The 19,614-nt window shown below is 70.1% G+C and carries 17 protein-coding genes; 7 read left to right on the forward strand and 10 right to left on the reverse strand.

From position 1 onward, the window contains the following. Nucleotides 1-95: 95 nt before the first annotated feature. Nucleotides 96-1,214 (forward strand): phosphoserine transaminase, encoded by a 1,119-nt coding sequence (gene serC / locus ABTY98_RS26455; protein WP_352223469.1) that lies wholly within the window; start codon nucleotides 96-98, stop codon nucleotides 1,212-1,214. Nucleotides 1,215-1,262: 48 nt separating this feature from the next. On the opposite strand, the gene ABTY98_RS26460 is transcribed toward serC, so the two are convergent. Beyond that, a complete protein-coding gene (locus ABTY98_RS26460; RefSeq protein ID WP_352223470.1) occupies nucleotides 1,263-2,276 on the reverse strand; it encodes a TolB-like translocation protein in 1,014 nt (337 codons plus the stop codon). Nucleotides 2,277-2,369: 93 nt separating this feature from the next. Here ABTY98_RS26460 and ABTY98_RS26465 point away from each other — a divergent pair, with 93 nt between their 5' ends. Beyond that, complete coding sequence (locus ABTY98_RS26465; protein WP_352223471.1) at nucleotides 2,370-3,056, forward strand: SGNH/GDSL hydrolase family protein; 687 nt, start codon at nucleotides 2,370-2,372, stop codon at nucleotides 3,054-3,056. Nucleotides 3,057-3,269: 213 nt separating this feature from the next. Beyond that, on the forward strand, nucleotides 3,270-4,262 hold the full coding sequence (locus ABTY98_RS26470; RefSeq protein ID WP_352223472.1) for an aldo/keto reductase: 993 nt from the start codon (nucleotides 3,270-3,272) through the stop codon (nucleotides 4,260-4,262). 563 nt (nucleotides 4,263-4,825) lie between these two features. Here the strand turns inward: ABTY98_RS26470 and thpR are convergent. Next, entirely contained in the window at nucleotides 4,826-5,452 is a 627-nt protein-coding gene (gene thpR / locus ABTY98_RS26475) for an RNA 2',3'-cyclic phosphodiesterase (protein ID WP_352223473.1), read from the reverse strand. A 26-nt stretch (nucleotides 5,453-5,478) separates the two neighbouring features. On the opposite strand from thpR, the gene ABTY98_RS26480 reads away from it, so the two are divergent. Further along, nucleotides 5,479-5,997, forward strand: coding sequence for a GNAT family N-acetyltransferase (locus tag ABTY98_RS26480; protein ID WP_352223474.1), 519 nt, complete (start codon nucleotides 5,479-5,481; stop codon nucleotides 5,995-5,997). Nucleotides 5,998-6,028: 31 nt separating this feature from the next. Here ABTY98_RS26480 and ABTY98_RS26485 read toward each other — a convergent pair whose 3' ends face one another. Next, on the reverse strand, nucleotides 6,029-7,378 hold the full coding sequence (locus tag ABTY98_RS26485; protein WP_352223475.1) for an MFS transporter: 1,350 nt from the start codon (nucleotides 7,376-7,378) through the stop codon (nucleotides 6,029-6,031). Between the two features lie 27 nt (nucleotides 7,379-7,405). Then, nucleotides 7,406-7,843, reverse strand: coding sequence for a MarR family winged helix-turn-helix transcriptional regulator (locus ABTY98_RS26490; protein WP_351711436.1), 438 nt, complete (start codon nucleotides 7,841-7,843; stop codon nucleotides 7,406-7,408). Between the two features lie 153 nt (nucleotides 7,844-7,996). Here ABTY98_RS26490 and ABTY98_RS26495 point away from each other — a divergent pair, with 153 nt between their 5' ends. Next, nucleotides 7,997-8,191 carry a YlcI/YnfO family protein gene (locus ABTY98_RS26495; protein WP_352223476.1) on the forward strand — a complete coding sequence of 65 codons (195 nt, stop codon included), beginning with the start codon at nucleotides 7,997-7,999 and terminating at the stop codon, nucleotides 8,189-8,191. Between the two features lie 31 nt (nucleotides 8,192-8,222). Here ABTY98_RS26495 and ABTY98_RS26500 read toward each other — a convergent pair whose 3' ends face one another. Beyond that, nucleotides 8,223-9,674: an NCS2 family permease gene (locus ABTY98_RS26500; RefSeq protein WP_352223477.1), complete on the reverse strand. Its 1,452-nt coding sequence runs from the start codon at nucleotides 9,672-9,674 to the stop codon at nucleotides 8,223-8,225. 112 nt (nucleotides 9,675-9,786) lie between these two features. On the opposite strand from ABTY98_RS26500, the gene ABTY98_RS26505 reads away from it, so the two are divergent. Next, nucleotides 9,787-10,044, forward strand: coding sequence for a DUF2530 domain-containing protein (locus ABTY98_RS26505; protein ID WP_352223478.1), 258 nt, complete (start codon nucleotides 9,787-9,789; stop codon nucleotides 10,042-10,044). Nucleotides 10,045-10,189: 145 nt separating this feature from the next. Beyond that, a complete protein-coding gene (locus ABTY98_RS26510; protein WP_352223479.1) occupies nucleotides 10,190-12,589 on the forward strand; it encodes an HAD-IC family P-type ATPase in 2,400 nt (799 codons plus the stop codon). Between the two features lie 213 nt (nucleotides 12,590-12,802). Here the strand turns inward: ABTY98_RS26510 and ABTY98_RS26515 are convergent, their stop codons facing one another. The 5 genes from ABTY98_RS26515 to ABTY98_RS26535 form a co-directional block, all read right to left on the reverse strand. Further along, the gene (locus tag ABTY98_RS26515) at nucleotides 12,803-14,053 is read right to left on the reverse strand and encodes an RNA-guided endonuclease InsQ/TnpB family protein (protein WP_352223480.1); all 1,251 of its coding nucleotides are present in this window, start codon (nucleotides 14,051-14,053) and stop codon (nucleotides 12,803-12,805) included. Between the two features lie 131 nt (nucleotides 14,054-14,184). Then, nucleotides 14,185-14,349 carry a hypothetical protein gene (locus ABTY98_RS26520; protein ID WP_352223481.1) on the reverse strand — a complete coding sequence of 55 codons (165 nt, stop codon included), beginning with the start codon at nucleotides 14,347-14,349 and terminating at the stop codon, nucleotides 14,185-14,187. Between the two features lie 101 nt (nucleotides 14,350-14,450). Beyond that, the gene (locus ABTY98_RS26525; protein WP_352223482.1) at nucleotides 14,451-15,383 is read right to left on the reverse strand and encodes a hypothetical protein; all 933 of its coding nucleotides are present in this window, start codon (nucleotides 15,381-15,383) and stop codon (nucleotides 14,451-14,453) included. An 87-nt stretch (nucleotides 15,384-15,470) separates the two neighbouring features. Then, nucleotides 15,471-16,250, reverse strand: coding sequence for a DUF5707 domain-containing protein (locus ABTY98_RS26530; protein WP_352223483.1), 780 nt, complete (start codon nucleotides 16,248-16,250; stop codon nucleotides 15,471-15,473). Between the two features lie 174 nt (nucleotides 16,251-16,424). After that, the gene (locus tag ABTY98_RS26535) at nucleotides 16,425-19,541 is read right to left on the reverse strand and encodes a sacsin N-terminal ATP-binding-like domain-containing protein (RefSeq protein WP_352223485.1); all 3,117 of its coding nucleotides are present in this window, start codon (nucleotides 19,539-19,541) and stop codon (nucleotides 16,425-16,427) included. Between the last annotated feature and the right edge of the window lie 73 nt (nucleotides 19,542-19,614).

Here is a 19,614-nt window from a genome sequence, read left to right on the forward strand (position 1 = left end):
GACGGCCGCGGAACCGTCTCACACCCCCACACCCGCCCGTCTCACCCGACGGACTACATTTCGACCGCGTTTCCTCCAACCACTACGCTCGCCCCGTGGCTGACATCCAGATCCCCGCTGACATCAAGCCCGCCGACGGACGCTTCGGCGCGGGCCCCTCCAAGGTGCGGACAGAGGCGCTGGACGCGCTCGCCGCCACCGGTACCTCTCTCATGGGCACCTCCCACCGCCAGGCCCCGGTGAAGAACCTGGTCGGCCAGGTCCGCGAGGGCATCAGCTCCCTGTTCTCCCTCCCGGACGGCTACGAGGTCGTCCTCGGCAACGGCGGATCCACCGCCTTCTGGGACGTCGCCACCCACGGTCTGATCGACGGCAAGTCGCAGCACCTGAACTTCGGCGAGTTCTCGTCCAAGTTCGCCAAGGCCGCCAAGCTCGCCCCCTGGCTGGCCGAGCCCACCGTCATCGCCTCCGACCCGGGCACCCACCCGGAGCCGCGCGCCGAGGCCGGCGTGGACGTCTACGCCTTCACGCACAACGAGACCTCGACCGGTGTCGCCATGCCGATCGAGCGGGTCGCCGGGGCCGACGAGGGCGCGCTCGTGCTCGTCGACGCCACCTCCGGCGCGGGCGGCCTCCCCGTGGACGTCACCGAGACCGACGTCTACTACTTCGCCCCGCAGAAGTCCTTCGCCTCCGACGGCGGCCTGTGGATCGGCATCTTCTCCCCGGCCGCGATCGAGCGCGCCGAGCGCATCCACGCGTCCGGGCGTCACGTGCCGGAGTTCTTCAGCCTGCCCACGGCGATCGACAACTCCCGCAAGAACCAGACGTACAACACCCCGGCACTCGCCACCCTCTTCCTGCTCAACCAGCAGCTGGAGTGGCTCAACGGCCAGGGCGGTCTGGCGTGGTCGACGGCCCGTACGAAGGACTCCTCGACCCGGCTGTACAGCTGGGCGGAGGAGAGCAAGTACGCCACCCCGTTCGTCGCCGACCCGGCGCAGCGCTCCCAGGTCATCGGCACGATCGACTTCGCCGACGAGATCGACGCGGCCGCCGTCGCCAAGGTGCTGCGCGCCAACGGCGTCGTCGACACCGAGCCCTACCGCAAGCTCGGCCGCAACCAGCTCCGTGTCGCGATGTTCCCGGCGATCGACCCGGCCGACGTCGAGGCGCTGACCAAGTGCGTCGACTACGTGATCGAGAAGCTCTGATCACTTCCGTACGACGGTGAGAGGCGCCCGGTGTACGCACACCGGGCGTCAGTGCCGGCGGGTGGGTGTGCGCCGCAGCCGGCGCAGCCCGAAGAGGGCGAGCAGGGCGACGCCGACGGCGATGGCGCCGACCTTGATCTGGCCGGTGGCGGGACTGCCGCTGCCCCCGTCGGCGGCCGAACTCCCGCTTCCGGTCGACGACTTCCCGGCCGCCGTCCCGCCCGGCACGTCCTTGGCCTGCACCGGGCTGTCGGAGCCCTCGCTCCCGTACATCAGCTTGGTCCCGTCGGCGGAGTAGCTGACCGACTCGCCCTGCTTCTGGAGCGGCACGTCGAGCCGCCCCTCGCGCTTGATCCTCCCGCCGTTCCAGTCGTAGTAGATGCCGCCGAAGTAGCCGCGTACGGCAAGCTGCTTGCCGTCCGGCGAGAAGGCGGCGTCGGTGGCCCAGAGGTCGACGGTGGCGACGGGCTTGAAGATGTTGGTGCCGGAGGAGGACAGGGTCGCCGGGCCCTCGTACAGATGCCCGCCGTCCTCCTTCTTGTCGATGATGTACACGCGTCCCGTCCTGGGATGGACGATGAGCGACTCGGCGTTCCGGGCGACGTTCGAGTACTTGACGATGTACTGCGTGGCCTTGATCGTCTGGTTCTCCAGCACCTTCGGCTCGGGCAGCCGGTAGATCCACACATACGGCCAGCTGCCGTCGAGGTTGTCGCCGATGTCACCGACGTAGATCTGGTTGTCGGGGCCGATGGAGATGGCCTCGACGTCACGGGGTCTGCCGATGCCGCTGAGAGTGACCGTGGCGACGGTCTTCCCGGTCGCGCTGTCGACGGCGTAGATGTAGGGGCCGTCGCCGCTGTCGTTGTGGGTCCAGTAGATGCCGGGGTGGAGGTGGGAGGCGGCGAGACCGCTGGACTCGGTGATGCGCGGGTCCTTGATCGTGAACCCCTGGTCACCGGTGCCGTCGGCGGCGGAGGCGGGGGCGGAGCCCAGGGCCCCCGTGAGCAGGAGCCCGGCGAGGAGGGCTCCGGCGGGGAAGGCGGGCGATCGTCGGCGCATGGGCCAAGCCTGCCATCCCGCCCGATGTTCCCCTACGGGGGACGTGGTGGTCCTCACACCCCGTCCCTCCCGCTGATCGTCCATCATGAGCGGATGCTCAGGTTCATGCCCGTCGGGGACTCGATGACCATCGGCAGCGCGGGCGAACACACATGGCGGTACCGCATGTGGCGGCACCTGTGCGCGACCTACGGCGGCCCGTTCACGCTGGTCGGCCCGCGCGAGACGCTGTACGACAAGCTCGCCGACGCACCCACGTCGTACGCCTACGCCGACCCCGACTTCCCCCGCGCCCACCTGGCCGGCTGGGGCGAGGGCTGGCTGCACATGGCCCCGCTGATAGGGGAGGCCGCGCGTTCCTGCCACGCCGACGTCCTCCTGGTGTCCCTCGGCCTGATCGACCTGGGCTTCTACACGAACGCGGAACAGACGGCGGCGAACGTACGGTCCTTCGTCGCCGCCGCACGGGAGGCCAAGCCGCGCATCCGCATGGTGGTGCTGCCGGTGATCCCGAACATCCGGGCCGCGTCGGACGTGCGGTTCGCGGAAGAGGTGAACCTCTTCAACGAGTTGCTGGCGAAGGCGGTCGCCGACCTGGACGAGCCCCGGTCACCGCTCCTGCTGGCCTCACCTCCGCCGTCCTACGACATCCACACCGACACCTACGACGGCACCCACCCCAACGCGAACGGCGAGCACCGGATCGCGGAGGCGTTCGCCGTGGCGATGTGGCAGGGGTGGGCTCTGGGCGAGGAGTACGCGGCCGCCGGAACGGACTGACCGGATCCGGACGTTCCCCGGTCACCGTGCGTATCGTCGAACCGCGCGATCGTGGTCATACGGAGGCGGCCGAGGAGGAGGGCCGGCGGTCGCCGAGTACCTTCCCTCGGTCCGGTGCGAGCTGATGGACGACCTGCTCGCCGAGCCCCGCGGCCGGGACGACTGACCGGGGTGCTTGCTTAGAGCGCACTCCACGCCGTTGGCTGGGTGAACATGAAGTACACGCAGCTCGGACGTACCGGACTCAAGGTCAGCCGACTCGTCCTCGGCACCATGAACTTCGGCCCCCAGACCGACGAGGCCGACAGTCACGCGATCATGGACGCGGCGCTGGACGCCGGCATCAACTTCTTCGACACCGCCAATGTGTACGGGTGGGGTGAGAACAAGGGGCGGACCGAGGAGATCATCGGAAGTTGGTTCGCCAAGAGTGCCGCGCACCGCGACAAGGTCGTGCTCGCCACCAAGGTGTACGGCAACATGGCCGCCGACGGCGACGCCTGGCCCAACCACGACAAGCTGTCCGCCCTCAACATCCGGCGATCCGTCGACGCCAGCCTGAAGCGGCTGGGGACCGACTACATCGACGTCTACCAGTTCCATCACATCGACCGCAGCACTCCCTTCGAGGAGATCTGGCAGGCGATCGACACCCTCGTCACGCAGGGCAAGATCCTGTACGTCGGGTCCTCCAACTTCCCCGGCTACAAGATCGCCCAGGCCAACGAGATCGCCGCCCGGCGCGGCGGGACCATCGGGCTGGTCAGTGAGCAGTGCCTGTACAACCTGGCCGAGCGGCGCGCCGAGATGGAGGTCATCCCGGCCGCTCAGGACTACGGCCTCGGGGTCATCCCCTGGTCGACGCTGCACGGCGGCCTGCTGGGCGGAGTGATCAAGAAGGAGATCGAGGGCGGGCGCCGGGCGTCCGGGCGGGCCGCCGACACCCTCAAGGACCCCGCCGCCCGCGCGCAGATCCAGGCCTACGAGGACCTGCTGGAGAAGCACGGGGTGGAGCCGGGCGAGGCCGCGCTGGCCTGGCTGCTGACGCGTCCGGGGGTGACGGGTCCGATCGTCGGCCCGCGCACCGGCGGGCAGCTGGAGTCGGCGCTGAGGGCCGTCGAGCTCGAGCTGAGCGAGGAGTTGCTGGAGGGGCTGGACGAGATCTTCCCGGGTCCGGGTCCTTCTCCGGAGGCGTTCGCCTGGTAGCCGACCGGTAGCCGACGTCAGGGGCAGCGCCCGTAAGGGCCACCGCCGGCCCGCGGCCGGTCACTCAGCCGGCCGCGGTCATCCCTTCGGCTCCTCCGGTCACCTCATGGCAGAAGCCACGGCGACCACCACGAACAACAGCACAAGCGCACCGGCCATAATCCGGTTCCGGGTCTTCGGGTCCACGACAAGGAGCCTAACCGGCCGCCCTTGGGGCCTGCCCGGCGGATCCCGCTCCCCCAGAGGGGGGACCCCCAGCCGCGTACTCTCCGACGTCCGCCAGCCTTCGGCCGGGGGTGCCCCCACCGCGTCGCCCGCCGCGGCGGGGTCTTCGGGTCCACGGCTGGGGGCCTGTCCGGCGGATCATGCCGCAGACGCGGGGCGTGGCAGGCACAAGGCACTCCCCCAGAGGGGACCCCCAGCCGCGTTGTCGTCACTCGCCGACGTCCCCCAGCCTTCGGCCGGGGGTGCCCCCACCGCGTCGCCCGCCGCGGCGGGGTCTTCGGGTCCACGCCTCCCCCACCTTGCGGCCGCACACACCACGCCCCGCTCACCAGCACCGATCAGGCACCGCCGATTTCCCGCGACCCGTTCCGCCGGACAGGCCCCAGCCCCCAGCGGTCGACCACCTCGTACCGCGGTTGCTCCCCCGGCACTCCCGACGTCGGCAGGTTGCTGCGCACCAGCGTCAGCTCCCCCACCGTCCAGGTCCGGCTCGCGAACTCGGCGAGCAGCGCGAGATACGGCCGTACCTCCACCGCGTCCCGGCTGCGGGCCACCGTCAGGTGGGCCTTGTAGCGACGGTGCTCCCCCATCGCCACGCCCGCCTTCCGGGCCGCCGCCTCCGCGCGGTCGGCCAGCAGGCGGAGGGTCTCCAGGTCGCCCTCGGCGCCCGCCCACAGGACCCGGCCGTGGCCGAACTGGCCGCCACCCGCGACGGACAGGCGGAAGGGCGGCGTGCGGTGGGCCGCGCGGGCCAGCCGGTCCGACAGGTCCGGTACGACCCCGTCCTCGACCTCGCCGTAGAACGCCATGGTGAAGTGCCAATCAGCGGCTCCGCCGCGGGGCCAGCCAGGGCGACCGGTCCAGCGCAGCGCCTCCGCACCCGGCAACCGCTTCAACCGGTCGACCTCGGCGGCGAGTTCGGCGGCCACCTCGGGCGGGGGCAGCACGGCTGCGAAGAGTCTCATGCAGACCACCCTGCCATCATGGCGAGATGGAGATCACCATCAGAGAAGGCGGCCCCGACGACGTTCCCGCGATACTCGGCATGCTCGACAGCTCGGTGGCGTGGCTGGTGGGCCAGGGGCGGACCGAGCAGTGGGGGACCACGCCGCTGTCGGAGAACTCGAAGACGGCGGAGTCGGTCGTCCACTACAAGGACAAGGGCGTGACCTACATCGCCGAGGCCGACCGGGTGCCGGCCGCCACGCTCACGCTCACCGACGCTCCCGGCGCCTATCTGGCGCATCTCCCGCCGCCCGGTGAGCCCGAGCGGTACATCCACTGGCTGGCCTCGGACCGCCGGTTCAGGGGGCACGGCGTGGGCAGCGCCCTGCTGGCGCACGCGGCCGAGGAGACCCGGCGGGCCGGGGTGTCACTGCTGCGGGTGGACTGCTACGCGGGCGCCGACGGCAAGCTCGTCCGCTACTACGAGGGCAACGGCTTCACCCGCACCGACACCTACACGTTCAGGAACGACTGGCCGGGACAGGTACTGGCCCGGCGGCTGTAGTACGTCTCCGGGCCAGTACCCCGTGCGTGTCTCACGCGGCCGCGGCCAGTTCCTCCTGCTTCTCCCGCGGGACGAACCGCACCCGCGGGTGGCCGCCGTGCCAGCCGACCGACAGGCGCAGGTTGCCGAGGCGGGCCAGGACGAGGCCGATCACCACGGCCGCCGCGGCGGCGATGGCGCCGCCCACCGCCAGGCCCGCGCGGACGCCGTACGCGTCCGTGATCCAGCCGGCGATGGGTGCGCCGACCGGGGAGCCGCCGAGGAAGACCATCATGTAGAGGGCCATCACCCGGCCGCGCATGGCCGGGTCGGTGCCCATCTGGATGCTGGTGTTGGCGGTGACGTTGATCGTCATGCCGAACATGCCGATCGGGACCATGAGCAGGGCGAACAGCCAGAGCGAGGGGGCGGTCGCGGCCACCAGCTCCAGTGCGCCGAAGGCGACCGCCGCAGCGATCATCACCCGCAGCTTGGCCGTGCCGCGTCTGGCCGCGAGCAGGGCGCCGGCCAGGGAGCCGACCGCCATGAGGGTGTTGAAGAGGCTGTAGGAGCCGGCGCCCGCGTGGAAGACGTCGTCCGCGAAGGCGGAGAGGTAGACGGGGAAGTTGAAGCCGAAGGTGCCGATGAACCCGACCAGGGTGATCGTCCAGAGCAGGTCGGGACGGCCGCTGACATAGCGAAGGCCCTCCCGCAGCTGGCCCTTTCCTCTCGGTGCCCGCTCCACGACGTGCAGGTCACGCGCGCGCATCAGCAGCAGGCCGGCGATGGGGGCGACGAAGGACAGGCCGTTGAAGAGGAAGGCGTAGCCGGTGCCGACGCCGGTGATCATCAGGCCGGCGACGGCGGGGCCGACCAGTCGGGCCGACTGGAAGTTCGCGGAGTTGAGGCTGACCGCGTTCTGCAACTGGTCCGGGCCGACCATCTCGGAGACGAAGGACTGGCGAGCCGGGTTGTCGATAACCGTGGCGAGGCCGACGGCGAAGGCGGCGAGGTAGACATGCCAGACGTGGACATGGCCGGAGAGGGTCAGCAGCGCGAGCGCGATGCCGGTGAGGGCCATGGCCGACTGGGTGACGAGAAGTGCGCGCCGCTTGTTCAGCCGGTCGACGAGGACTCCGCCGTAGAGGCCGAAGAGCAGCATCGGCAGGAACTGCAGGGCGGTGGTGACGCCGACGGCGGTCGCGGAGCCGGTGAGGCTGAGGACCAGCCAGTCCTGGGCGATGCGCTGCATCCAGGTGCCGATGTTCGAGACGACCTGGCCCGCGAAGAACAGGCGGTAGTTCCTGACCTTCAGCGAGCCGAACATCGAGGACCTGCGGGATGCGGGGGTAGTAGGGGCGGTCGGTGCGGGGGCGGAAGGTGCTCCGGATCCCGTACTCAAAGTGCGTTCGCCTCCTCGTCAGGGGGTTTACAGGTGTGCGAGTTTCTCCAGGACGGGGGCGGCCGCACGGAGCTTGGCCCACTCGTCCTCGTCGAGGCCGTCGACCAGGCCGGCCAGGAACGCGTTGCGCTTGCGACGGCTCTCTTCGAGCATCGCCTCGGCCTGCTCGGTCTTGGTGACGACCTTCTGGCGCCGGTCCTCGGGGTGCGGCTCCAGACGGACCAGTCCCTTGGCTTCGAGCAGCGCCACGATGCGGGTCATCGAGGGCGGCTGCACATGCTCCTTGCGGGCCAGCTCACCGGGGGTGGCCTGGCCGCAGTTGGAGAGGGTGCCCAGTACCGACATCTCGGTGGGGCTCAGTGACTCGTCGACCCGCTGGTGCTTCAGCCGTCGCGAGAGTCGCATCACGGCGGAGCGGAGGGAGTTCACGGCGGCCACGTCGTCGCCATGGGTAAGGTCCGGCATGTCTTTAGAGTAACTCATTACCCTACCTAAGGACCACTCGGACACGCCGATATGCCCGTGACCTCGACCACTGAACCCCCATCGTCACCCTTACGAGTGAGCCGGATCCGGAAAGTGACGCATCGGACGCCCGGATGTGGCGCCCTCGTATGCATGGGGACCAGTGTGCTCAGCCTGCGGATAGACAAAGAGCTGCTCGACCGGCTCCGGCACCATGCGGCGAAAAGGGGAATGAGCGTCCAGGACTATGTGGTCCGGACGCTCATTCGCAACGACTTCGACGAGCGGTTCTCGGCCGCCGTCGAGGAGACGGAGAGGTTCTACGGTGATCAGGTCAAGGTCACATGAGACCCCGGCCTGATCAGCATCAGGCTCAGGATCAGGTGAGACCCAGGGCCGGCATCAGGTAGTAGAAGGCGAACACGGCCGAGACCACGTACATCGCGACCGGGATCTCCTTCCCCCGGCCGGCGGCCAGGCGCAGCACCACGAAGGTGATGAAGCCCATGCCGATGCCGTTCGTGATCGAGTAGGTGAACGGCATCATCACCATCGTCACGAAGGCCGGGATCGCGACGGTGTAGTCGGCCCAGTCGATCTCCTTGATCGAACCGGCCAGGATCAGGAAGCCCACCGCGAGCAGCGCCGGGGTGGCCGCCTGGGACGGGACCATCGTGGCGACCGGGGTCAGGAACAGCGCCACGGCGAACAGCGCGCCGGTGATGACGTTGGCGAAGCCGGTGCGCGCGCCCTCGCCGACGCCCGCCGTCGACTCCACGAAGCAGGTGGTGGCGGAGGAGGAGCTGGCGCCGCCGGCGGCGACCGCGACTCCGTCGATGAAGAGGACCTTGTTGATGCCCGGCATATAGCCCTGGGCGTCGGTCAGCTTGGCCTCGTCGCTGACGCCCATGATCGTGCCCATGGCGTCGAAGAAGCAGGACAGCAGGACGGTGAAGACGAAGAGGATGCCGGTCAGCACACCGACCTTGCCGAAGCCGCCGAAGAGGCTGACCTTGCCGAGCAGGCCGAAGTCCGGGGTGGCGAGGGGGTTGCCGGGCCACTTCGGGGTGGTCAGGCCCCAGGAGGTCACATGGGCGACGGCGTTGATGATCAGCGCGAGCACGGTCATCGCGACGATGGAGATCAGGATCGCGCCGGAGACCTTGCGGACGATCAGCGCGAGGGTCAGCAGCGCGCCGAGCACGAAGACCAGGACCGGCCAGCCGTTGAGATGACCGTCGGCGCCGAGCTGGAGCGGGACCGTGGTCTGGGCGGCGTCCGGGATCCGGCTGACGAAGCCGGAGTCCACGAGACCGATCAGCATGATGAACAGGCCGATACCGATCGAGATCGCCTTGCGCAGGCTGTAGGGCACGGCGTTCATCACGCGCTCGCGCAGACCGCTGGCGACCAGCAGCATCACGATGAAGCCGGCCAGGACCACCATGCCCATCGCGTCCGGCCAGGACATCCGGGGCGCCAGTTGGAGGGCGACGACGGAGTTCACGCCGAGACCGGCGGCGAGCGCGATCGGGACGTTGCCGATGACACCCATGAGCAGCGTGGTGAAGGCGGCGGTGACGACGGTGGCCGTGACCAGCTGTCCGTTGTCGAGGTGGTGGCCGTACATGTCCTTCGCGCTGCCGAGGATGATCGGGTTCAGCACGATGATGTACGCCATCGCGAAGAACGTGGCGAAGCCGCCGCGCACCTCGCGGGCGAGGGTGCTGCCCCGCTCGGAGATCTTGAAGTAACGGTCGAGCGCGCCGTACGCGGGGGTCGCACCCGGCTGTTCGGGGGCGGGGGCCTGAGTGGAAGCCGGGGTCGACATTGGATGTTCCTACGATCAGAAGTAGCCAGACACAAACGGTTTCAGTATGAACGTATGAGTGGCAGATGGCTATCTCCGCGCGTAGACCACCGAGGTGCGTAAGCTAGGGCCCATGGCGAAGTGGACCCCCAAGCACGAGGCGCCGGAGCCCCTGGAGGGCCCCGTCGTCCCGACCGTCGTCGGCGGCACGATCGTCTGGTTCGTCCTCTTCCTGGTCCAGCTCCCCTTCTACGGCTGGTTCGCCGACCACGGCCACACCTGGTGGGTGTGGACCTGCCTGGCCGGCGGCGGCCTCGGGCTGATCGGCGTCTGGTACGTGAAGAAGCGGGACGCGGCCATCAGGCGGGCCGAAGCGGCCCGCGCCCTGTAGGCCGCGCCGCGGTCCGCTCACCTAGGCCGCGTGCAGGAGACCTGGGGGCCGCTCTACGACCAGGGCACGACTTGACTCCTCCCCTGGTCGGATCTTCCGGGCACTCGGCAGGTGAACGCGCAAATGCGCACGTACCGTCGGACGTATGACGCACATCGACGCGGGCGCGGAACTCGACCCTGTGCATCCGGTCCCGCTGCCGGCCCCGGCCCGGACGAGCGGGCTGACCGCCGCCGAGGTCGCGGAGCGGATCGCGCGCGGGCAGGTGAACGACATACCGGTGCGCAGCAGCCGCTCGTTCGGCGAGATCGTGCGGGCGAACGTCTTCACGCGGTTCAACGCGATCATCGGTGTGCTGTGGGTGATCATGCTCGGGGTGGCCCCGATCCAGGACAGCCTGTTCGGCTTCGTGATCCTCGCCAACACGGGCATCGGCATCGTGCAGGAGTGGCGGGCGAAGAAGACCCTGGACTCGCTCGCGGTGATCGGCGAGGCGCGGCCGACCGTGCGCCGCGACGGGGCCGCGGTCGAAGTGGGCACCAGCGAGATCGTGCTCGACGACCTCATAGAGGTAGGCCCGGGCGACAAGATCGTCGTGGACGGGGTGTGTGCCGAGGCCGACGGCCTGGAGATCGACGAGTCGCTGCTCACCGGTGAGGCCGACCCGGTCGTCAAACGCCGCGGCGACCGGGTGATGTCGGGGAGTTTCGTGGTGGCCGGCGGGGGCGCGTTCGCGGCGACGAAGGTCGGCCGGGAGGCCTACGCGGCCCAGCTCGCCGAGGAGGCCTCCCGGTTCACGCTCGTCCACTCCGAGCTGCGCACCGGTATCTCCACCATCCTCAAGTACGTGACCTGGATGATGGTCCCGGCGGCCATCGGCCTGGTCGCCACCCAGCTCGTCGTCAAGAACAACGGGGTCAAGGACGCCGTCGCCCGCACGGTCGGCGGTATCGTCCCGATGGTCCCCGAGGGTCTCGTCCTGCTCACCTCCGTGGCCTTCGCGATCGGCGTGATCCGGCTGGGCCGCCGGCAGGTCCTGGTCCAGGAACTCCCCGCGATCGAGGGTCTCGCCCGCGTCGACACCGTCTGCCTCGACAAGACCGGCACGCTCACCGAGGGCGGCATGGACGTCACCGGGCTGCGGGCGCTCAACGGGGTCGACGAGACGTACGTACGCAAGGTGCTGGGCTCGTTGGGCGAGTCGGACCCTCGCCCGAACGCCTCCCTCCAGGCGATCATCGACGCCTATCCCGACAGCGAGGACTGGCGGTGTGTCGAGTCGCTGCCCTTCTCCTCCGCCCGCAAGTACAGCGGGGCGGCCTTCAGCGAGGGCGACGGGGAACTGAGCACCTGGCTGCTGGGGGCGCCGGACGTGCTGCTCGCCGCCGACAACCCGGCGTTGGCCGAAACCGTACGCCTCAACGAGCAGGGACTGCGGGTGCTGCTGCTGGCCCGCGCCACCCGGGACCTCGACGACCCGGAGGTGGCGAAGGGCGCCGGCCCCACCGCCCTCGTGGTCCTGGAGCAGCGGCTGCGGCCCGACGCCGCCGACACCCTGCGCTACTTCGCCGACCAGGAGGTCCGGGCGAAGGTGATCTCCGGCGACAACGCGGTGTCGGTCGGCGCGGTGGCCGCGAAGCTCGGCCTGAGCGGTACGACGGTGGACGCGCGCCGGCTGCCCGCGGAGCGCGGCGAGATGGCCGATGCCCTCGACGAAGGAACCGTCTTCGGCCGGGTCACCCCGCAGCAGAAGCGGGACATGGTCGGGGCGTTGCAGTCACGCGGGCACACGGTCGCGATGACCGGGGACGGCGTGAACGACGTTCTCGCCCTGAAGGACGCCGACATCGGTGTCTCGATGGGCTCGGGCTCCGAGGCCACCCGTGCGGTCGCGCAGATCGTTCTCCTCGACAACAGCTTCGCCACACTGCCCTCGGTGGTCGCCGAGGGGCGGCGGGTGATCGGCAACATCACCCGAGTCGCCACCCTGTTCCTGGTCAAGACGGTCTACTCGGTCCTGCTCGCGGTGTTCGTGGTCTGCTGGCAGGTCGAATATCCCTTCCTGCCGCGGCACCTGACCCTGCTGTCCACCCTCACCATCGGCATCCCGGCCTTCTTCCTGGCCCTCGCCCCCAACAAGGAACGGGCCAGGCCCCACTTCGTCCGCCGCGTGATGCGCTACTCGATCCCGGGTGGGGTGGTGGCCGGTGTCGCGACCTTCGTGACGTATCTGCTCGCCCGCCACTACTACACGGGTCCGGGCTCCCTGGACGCGGAGACCAGCGCGGCCACGCTCACCCTGTTCCTGATCTCGATGTGGATCCTGGCGATCATCGCCCGCCCCTACACCTGGTGGCGGGTTGTCCTGGTGGCCTCGATGGGCGTGGCCTTCGTGTTCGTACTCGCCGTACCGGCACTGCAGAGCTTCTTCGCGCTGAAGCTGGTGGGGGACGTGATGCCGTGGACCGCGGTGGGCGTGGCGGTGGTGGCGTCGGCGGTGCTGGAGTTCCTGTGGAAGTGGGTCGAGCGCCGCTTCCCGGTGTGAGCGCCCGAAGGACGGCCGCCCCACCGGTGAGACACCGGTGGGGCGGCCGTTCGGTTCCGGTGGGACTACTGCACGTCGACGTAGTCGCCCGTGGCGCTGACCGCCGGGGTCGTCGAGGTCGGTCGCGGTCGATCGAGGTACCCGCGAAGGATTGACACGCTCCTCGCCCCGAAGGGGCGAGGATTCTGGCCTTCTCGACTGGTTGCTGTGCCGCTACGCGGCACGGTTTCCGGTCGGGAATCCGTGGCTTCCTGTTTCTTCGCGCTGTGCCGGGATTGCTCCTGGTCTTACCGGCGCTCCGCAGGCCGATACCGCCAGTCCAGCGGCCGTTTTCACATTGAGTGCGGCGTTGTGGTCCCGGTCGTGGACGGTGCCACAGGCGGAACAGGTCCATTCCCGCACATTCAGGGGTTTGGGTCCGTCCACAGCACCGCAGGTGGAACACGTCTGGGAGGTCGGAATGAACCGGCCGATCCTGACCAGGGTGCGGCCGTACCGTTCCGCTTTGTACTCGAGCATGCTGATGAACTGTGCCCATCCGGCGTCGTGCACCGACTTGGCCAGCTTCGTGCGGGCCAGTCCCGCCACCGACAGGTCCTCCACGGCGATCCCTTGGTTCTCGGAGATCAGCTTCGCGGAGAGCTGGTGGTGGAACTCACGGCGTGCGTCGGTGACCTTGGCGTGGGCGCGGGCGACCTTAAGGCGGGCCCTGGCCCGGTTCTTTGATCCCTTCTGCTTGCGGGACAGTTCCTGCTGGGCCTTCCTCAGCTTCTTCTCCGCGCGCCGCAGGAAGCGCGGGGAGTCGATCTTCGTGCCGTCGGAGAGGACCGCGATGGGGGTCCCCCCGGACGGAGTCTGGGGGAGGGTGAGGCCGAGATCGATGCCGATGGTGCGGTCGGTCTGCGGCATCCGGGCCGCGTCGGCGGCGGGGTCGGTGTCGATGACGAAGGAGGCGAAGAATCTGCCGGCCGCGTCCTTGACGACGGTGACGGAGGTGGGGGTGGTGGGCAGGGTGCGGGACCATTTCACCTGCACCGCGCCGATCTTCGGCAGGCTCAGACGGCCACTGCCGGTGATGTTCCAGCGGGCGTTGGCGGTGAACCGGATCGACTGCCGCGTGTCCTTGCGGGACTTGAAGCGGGGCGGGCCCACCTTCGGTCCCTTGCGGGTGCCCGTGAGGGAGGCGAAGAAGTTGCGGTACGCGGCCTCGGCGTCGCGCAGGGACTGCTGGAGCACCACCGCGGAGACCTCACCGAGCCAGGACCGCCCGGCTGTCCGTTTCGCCTGGGTGATCAGGCGCGTGGACAGCTGACCGGCCGTCGGGAACGGCAGCCCGGCCTTACGGGCGTCTTCACGGGCACGCACGGCGTCGTTGAACACGACGCGGGCGCACCCGAACGCCCTGGCCAGCGCGGCCTGCTGAGCGACATCGGGGTACAACCTGAAGGCGTACCGGAGCTGCATGACGATCACAGTAGGCAAATCGAACCCACGCCGTCACCGGGAACATGTGAACGACCCGTCACCGTCACAAGCAGGGTCCGGCTCCGCCGAACACCACCGCGACGCTCCGCGTCGCAACCCCAGGATTCGCTTCACCCCCGGCCTGAAGGCCGGAGCACTGCGAATGAATCCCGGTAGCGGTAGTAGCCGTCGACCGTCGCCGTGGTGGTCGTCTTCAGGGCGCCCATGGAGGACGACTTGATGGTCTTCAGCGTGGTGTAGGTGCTGGAGCCCTTCTTGCGGAACTGGAGCTTCACCGACTGGCAGGGTGAGACGTAATCCGGTCAGATTCTGATTCTTTTGCGACCGGATTACGTCTCCATGGGATTACTCCACGGCCGGAGTGCTGCCGTCGCTGCTACTTCACGCCGACGTAGTCACCCGTCGCGTTGGCCGCCGGGGTCGTCGAGGTGCCGACGAAGGAGAAGCGGTAGTAGCCGGACACCGTCGCCGTGGTGGTGGTCTTCAGGGCGCCCGTCGAGGACGACTTGATGCCCTTGACGTTCGTGTAGGTGCTGGTGCCCTTCTTGCGGAACTGCAGCCGCACGGACTGGGTGGCGTAGCCGTGGTACTTGCCGTCGTCCCAGTTGGCGCGGGTCAGCGTGCCGGTGACCGTGAGGGTCTTGCCCTTCTTCACCGGCTCCGGGGCGGCGTTGACCGTCAACTTGGACAGACGCTGGAGCGGCACCTTGGCCAGGTTGTCCTGGTCGACGTAACCAACCTTGCTGAGGTCCACGTTGTCGGAGGTCGGGTCCTGACCGTTGAGGGCGATGGCGTAACCGACCCCCTTCCAGGTGGTGGCGTCGGCGTTCGACAGTTCCTCGTCGGCGTAGACGTCGATGGTGCCGGTGCAGCTCGCGGTCGTCGTCGAGGTGTCCGTGCAGGTCGGCCAGTCGTCGCCGAACAGCTCGTTCGTCGGGTTGTCGAAGGAGCCGCGGTAAATCTCGACGTCCATGAGGAAATCGTCCGCGTGGATGTCGATGTCGGCGGCGTGCGTCACGGTGAAGGTGACGGGGGCCTTCGTGTGCGTGGTGGTGCCCGCGACGATCGGCTTGCCGTTGTTGACCTTCACGTTGGAGAAGGAAAGATCCAGCGTGTACGGCACACCGGTGTCGTCGGCGGTCGACGCGGTGTACGCCGACCGGCCAGCGGTCTTGTGCTGCGCCTGGACGAGCTTCGCCAGGTCGGAGGGGCTGTAGGAAGATCCGCCGGCGGCCTGCGAGGCCGGCACGGCGAGAGCGGAGAGGGCCAGGGCGCCGGAGACGGCGGCCACGGTGGTGCGTATGCGCATGTGCTTCCTCGGAGAAGGGGAGGGAAGAGAGGAGGCGTGGGGGGTGGTGACGGGGCGAAGGCATTCCCTTCGCCCCGGAAAGCCGAACTACTTGACGTCGATGAAGTCGCCCGTAGCGCTGACCGCGCCCGTGGTCCCGTTGCCCGCGAAGGAGAAGCGGTAGTAGCCGTCCACCGTCGCCGTGGTCGTCGTCTTGAGGGCGCCCGTCGAGGACGACTTGATGCCCTTGACGTTCGTGTACGTGCTGGAACCCTTCTTGCGGAACTGCAGCGCCACCGACTGGCTGCCGTAGCCCGAGTACTTGCCGGCGTCCCAGTTGGCGCGGGTCAGAGAGCCGGTGACCGTGATGGTCTTGCCCTTCTTCACCGGCTCCGGGGTCGCGTTGGCCGTGAGCTTGGCCTGGCGCAGCACCTTGAAGGTCTTGACGTTGTCCTTCTGGACGTAGTCGGCGTCCTTGCCGGAGGCGATCCCCCAGACCTTCCAGGTACCGGCGACCGCGTTGATGGCGTTGTAGCCCGGCTCGAAGTCGAAGGACGCCTTGCAGTTCGAGGTGGTGGCGTTCACAGCGGTGCACGTGGCGTAGTGGTTGCTGCTGTTGGCCACGGCGCCGCTGTCGGACGTGTCGAAGGTGCTGCCGTGCCACAGGATGGCCATGGCCGACTTGACGCCCGAGTCGTCCTTGGCGGTGAAGGTGACCGTGATGGTCTTCGTCGAGGTCGCAGCGACGACGACGGACTTGCCGCCGTTCACCACGACGTTCGAGATCGTGGTGTCGCCGGCGACCTCGTCCGCCTGCGCGACCGGCACGGCGAAGGCGGACAGGGCCAGGGCGCCGGTGATGCCGGCCCCGATGGCTCGTATGCGCATGAGTTCCCCACGTTGGCAGAGGCCCCGACGGCGGTCGTCCCCCACGGTTCGTCCTGCCACCGGGGCCCGGTTGATCAGTGAGTCTTGTGACTCCCGTGATCAGACTCGGGAGATGGGGGAACGGTTGTACGGAAGTCGAGGAATTTGCGTGAAGAGGCTCCTGTGCGAGGAGGGTCAGTCGAACCAGCGGTCCCGGGCCAGTTCCTCCGTCCGTGACGGGTCCTCCAGCAGGGCCGCCACCTCGAAGCGGCGCGGCCACTGGCCCGCTGCCCAGGCGAGGCCGGCGGCGACGCCCTCCAGGGTGGCGGCGTGCAGGACGCCGTCGCCGGTGAGCCGCCAGTCGATCTCGACGCCGTCGACCACCAGCTCCTCGTGTTCGACGTAGGTCTCCGGGGTGCGCGGGCCGAGCAGGACGCGGACCGGCTCGGGGACGTCGTGTTCGGTGCCCTCCGAGTCGACCGAGCCCGTCACCGACTCGCTCAGCCGCCGCACCTGGAACAGTTCGGCCAGTTCGGCGGCGCGGGCGGGCCGTACCGGGAGCAGCGGGACGCCGGTCGTGAACGGCAGCAGGTCCGGGGAGTCGACGACCACCGCGTCGGCCGCGTCCACGACCTCCACCCGGCCGTCGACCACCGCCCGCAGCTCGTCGGGGAGGGTCACCTGCTCGGGGTCCAGGTCCGCCAGCGCGCCGTACAGGGCGTGCAGTTGGGCGCCGGTGACCGAGCGGTCCGGGTCGGCCAGGCGGTCCAGGAGTTCGGCGGCGCCGCCCGGCTCGTCGAGGAGGGCGGCGACCGAGGTCCGTACCCCGAGCGCCCGCAGCACCTGCTCGTCCTCGAAGCCGGTCGCGTCGGCCTCCTCGTAGAGGCCGCGCAGCAGCGGGTCGCCGCCCGAGGCCAGCAGACCGGCGGGGCGGCGGCCGTCGAGGACGGGGTGGCCGCGCAGCCACCACGCCGTGTACGGCCGTACGACCTCGTGGGTGCCGTCCGGCAGCAGGATGCGGACCGGCTGGGTGAGGGCGTCCCGCAGCGGCGGTTGGGCGAGCAGGGCGAGGGCCTCGGGCCAGTGGTCCTCGTCGACGAGGTCGAGGTCGCGGACGGCGATCAGCTCGGTGGCGACCGGGGGGACGGGTGTGTCCGGGAAGCGGTCGAGGATGTCCTCGCACCAGACGTCGACGGCGTCAAGGAGGCCGGCGTCATCAGGTTCCGCGAAGTCGCCTTCGCGGGGCTCCAGTTCGTCGGGGTCCAGGACGACGTCGGTGGCGCGGACGAGCGCGAAGTTCGCGAGCACCCCGCAGGCGGCCAACGGCTGTTCGCCCCACTTCTCCGCCAGTTCGGCGTCCACGGCGGCCAGTTCGTCCTCGCGGATCACCCGGGCGAACGGGCTGCCGGGGAAGACGAGTTCACCAGCGGGGGCCGGCTCGCCGTCCTCGTCGGGCAGGGCCAGGGCGCCCAGCCAGGGCTCGTCGCCGGGTTCCAGGCCCGCGTCCCTGACCAGGGCGAGGACCGTGTCCGCCAACTCCTCGGCGTCCGGGGCGTCCTCCTCCCAGTTCACGGCTCCCTCGTCGTCCAGGGAGGCGGCCACGGCGGCCCGTACCTGCGGGGTGGTGAGGACCGCACGCGGGCTCGCGGGAAGCGCGCCGAGCTTCTCCAGGAGGGGGTGGGCGGCGTCCCGGTGGGCGACCTTGAGGCCGAGCCGGGCGAGGACCTCGGGGTCGATGGCCGCGTCCGGGGTGGGGATCAGGACCTGGCGCGGACCGATGGTGGTCCGTCCGTCGGCCAGCGGCACGGGCAGCCCGGACAGCCGTTCCGGGTCGACGCCCGCGAGGCTGTCGTAGAGCCGCCACCACCAGTCCGGGTCCTTCTCCAGGCCGGCGAGGCGGTCGACCGCGTCGGCGAGCGGGAGACGGGTGACGGACAACGTCCGCAGCTCGACGCGGCGTTCAAGACCGGCGGGCAGGAGGGTGGGGAGGACCTCGGCGAGTACGCGGACCGTGTCCGCGCCCGCCCCTTCCACGATCTCGGCGTCACGCGGCCGCAGTGCCTCCGGGAGTTCGCTGTCGTCGCCGGCCTCGACGGCGGGCGGCAGGAACGCGGTCCGTGGCAGCCGCTCCAGGATCGCCTGGCGCAGCGCGCCGTCCAGCTCGCCCTTGCCGAGCGGGCCGGGCACCAGGTGGATGATCCCCTCCCCCACCGGCCGCCAGTCGGCGAGGAGTTCGGCGTACGCGTCGGCCGCGCGCTGCACCAGGAAGTCGGTGAGCGGGCCGGGGGCGGTGTGCCGGCGGGTGGTGTCGAGGGGGAAGGACGCGATGAGGAGGGCGGGGACGCCGAGGGGCTCGTCGCTGGGGGTGGGGGCGTGCAGGACGGCGGCGGTGCGCGGCCGGTCGGGAGCGCCCGCGCCGTCCGTGGGCACGGCCCAGGTCAGCGACCAGTGCGGGCGCAGCCGCTCCTCCACCGGCCGGTCGGCCAGCAGCTCCGGGGTGAGCGAGCCGTGCGCGGAGACGGTACGCCAGCGGGTCGTGCCCTCCTGCGAGTCGTCTACGACGGTGAGCGCGCCGTCGGTGCCGCGGCGCAGGGTGCGCACGGTGTCGCCGCTCTCGATCACGACCTCTTCCAGACCCGGCAGGGCGAGCAGGAGGGCGTCGTCGACGGCGGCGAGGAGGCGTTCGGCGAGATCGGTGGCCGCCGTGTCCCTGAGCGGCAGGATCACGACCGTGTCGTACGGGTCCGGGGCGGTGCCCTCGGCGGCGAACGGGAGCCTGAGCAGCGGCACATGGCCGTCCCGGCGGCGAATCTCGTCCCCGAGCCCCGAGCTGTGGCCTGCGGTCTCCTCGGCCAGCTCCCGGGCCTCGGCGAGCGACCAGCGCACCCCGCCGTGCCGCCCCACGACCGCCGGCTCGTCGGTGACGGCCAGCACGGCGGCGAAGCCGACGCCGAACCGGCCGACGGCACTCTCGGTCTCCTCCCGCTTCGCGGAGGCGCGCAGGGTGGAGAGGGACTCGACGCCGGCCGCGTCCAGCGGGGCGCCGGTGTTGGCGGCGAACAGGACTCCGTCGCGGAGGGTGAGCCGGAACCGGCCGGGGACTCCGGCGCGGGCGGCCGCGTCGGCGGCGTTCTGGGCGAGCTCCACGACGAGCCGGTCCCGGTAGCCGCCGAGGACCAGGTCCTCCTCGGCGTTGGCGTCCTCACGGAACCGGGCGGGGCTGGTGGCCCAGGCGTCGAGGACACCGCGGCGCAGGCGGGCGGTGCCGAAGGGGTCGGCGCCCTCGGCGGCGGGCCGCACGAACTTGCTCACGTTCACTCTCCTCGTCGACGTGAGGACGAAGGTACCGCGCGCCGAGGACCCACCCACCCGCCCACCCGACCCG

The organism is Streptomyces sp. NPDC096040 (genome assembly GCF_040303265.1).
Classification (GTDB): domain Bacteria; phylum Actinomycetota; class Actinomycetes; order Streptomycetales; family Streptomycetaceae; genus Streptomyces.

Coding starts and splice junctions, on each gene's coding strand:
- ABTY98_RS26465 (WP_352223471.1), top strand. CDS start 2,370: ATGCTCAGGTTCATGCCCGTCGGGGACTCGATGACCATCGGCAGCGCG.
- ABTY98_RS26530 (WP_352223483.1), bottom strand. CDS start 16,250: ATGCGCATACGAGCCATCGGGGCCGGCATCACCGGCGCCCTGGCCCTG.
- ABTY98_RS26525 (WP_352223482.1), bottom strand. CDS start 15,383: ATGCGCATACGCACCACCGTGGCCGCCGTCTCCGGCGCCCTGGCCCTC.
- ABTY98_RS26490 (WP_351711436.1), bottom strand. CDS start 7,843: ATGCCGGACCTTACCCATGGCGACGACGTGGCCGCCGTGAACTCCCTC.
- ABTY98_RS26505 (WP_352223478.1), top strand. CDS start 9,787: ATGGCGAAGTGGACCCCCAAGCACGAGGCGCCGGAGCCCCTGGAGGGC.
- ABTY98_RS26515 (WP_352223480.1), bottom strand. CDS start 14,053: ATGCAGCTCCGGTACGCCTTCAGGTTGTACCCCGATGTCGCTCAGCAG.
- ABTY98_RS26510 (WP_352223479.1), top strand. CDS start 10,190: ATGACGCACATCGACGCGGGCGCGGAACTCGACCCTGTGCATCCGGTC.
- thpR (WP_352223473.1), bottom strand. CDS start 5,452: ATGAGACTCTTCGCAGCCGTGCTGCCCCCGCCCGAGGTGGCCGCCGAA.
- ABTY98_RS26470 (WP_352223472.1), top strand. CDS start 3,270: ATGAAGTACACGCAGCTCGGACGTACCGGACTCAAGGTCAGCCGACTC.
- ABTY98_RS26495 (WP_352223476.1), top strand. CDS start 7,997: ATGGGGACCAGTGTGCTCAGCCTGCGGATAGACAAAGAGCTGCTCGAC.
- ABTY98_RS26460 (WP_352223470.1), bottom strand. CDS start 2,276: ATGCGCCGACGATCGCCCGCCTTCCCCGCCGGAGCCCTCCTCGCCGGG.
- ABTY98_RS26480 (WP_352223474.1), top strand. CDS start 5,479: ATGGAGATCACCATCAGAGAAGGCGGCCCCGACGACGTTCCCGCGATA.
- ABTY98_RS26500 (WP_352223477.1), bottom strand. CDS start 9,674: ATGTCGACCCCGGCTTCCACTCAGGCCCCCGCCCCCGAACAGCCGGGT.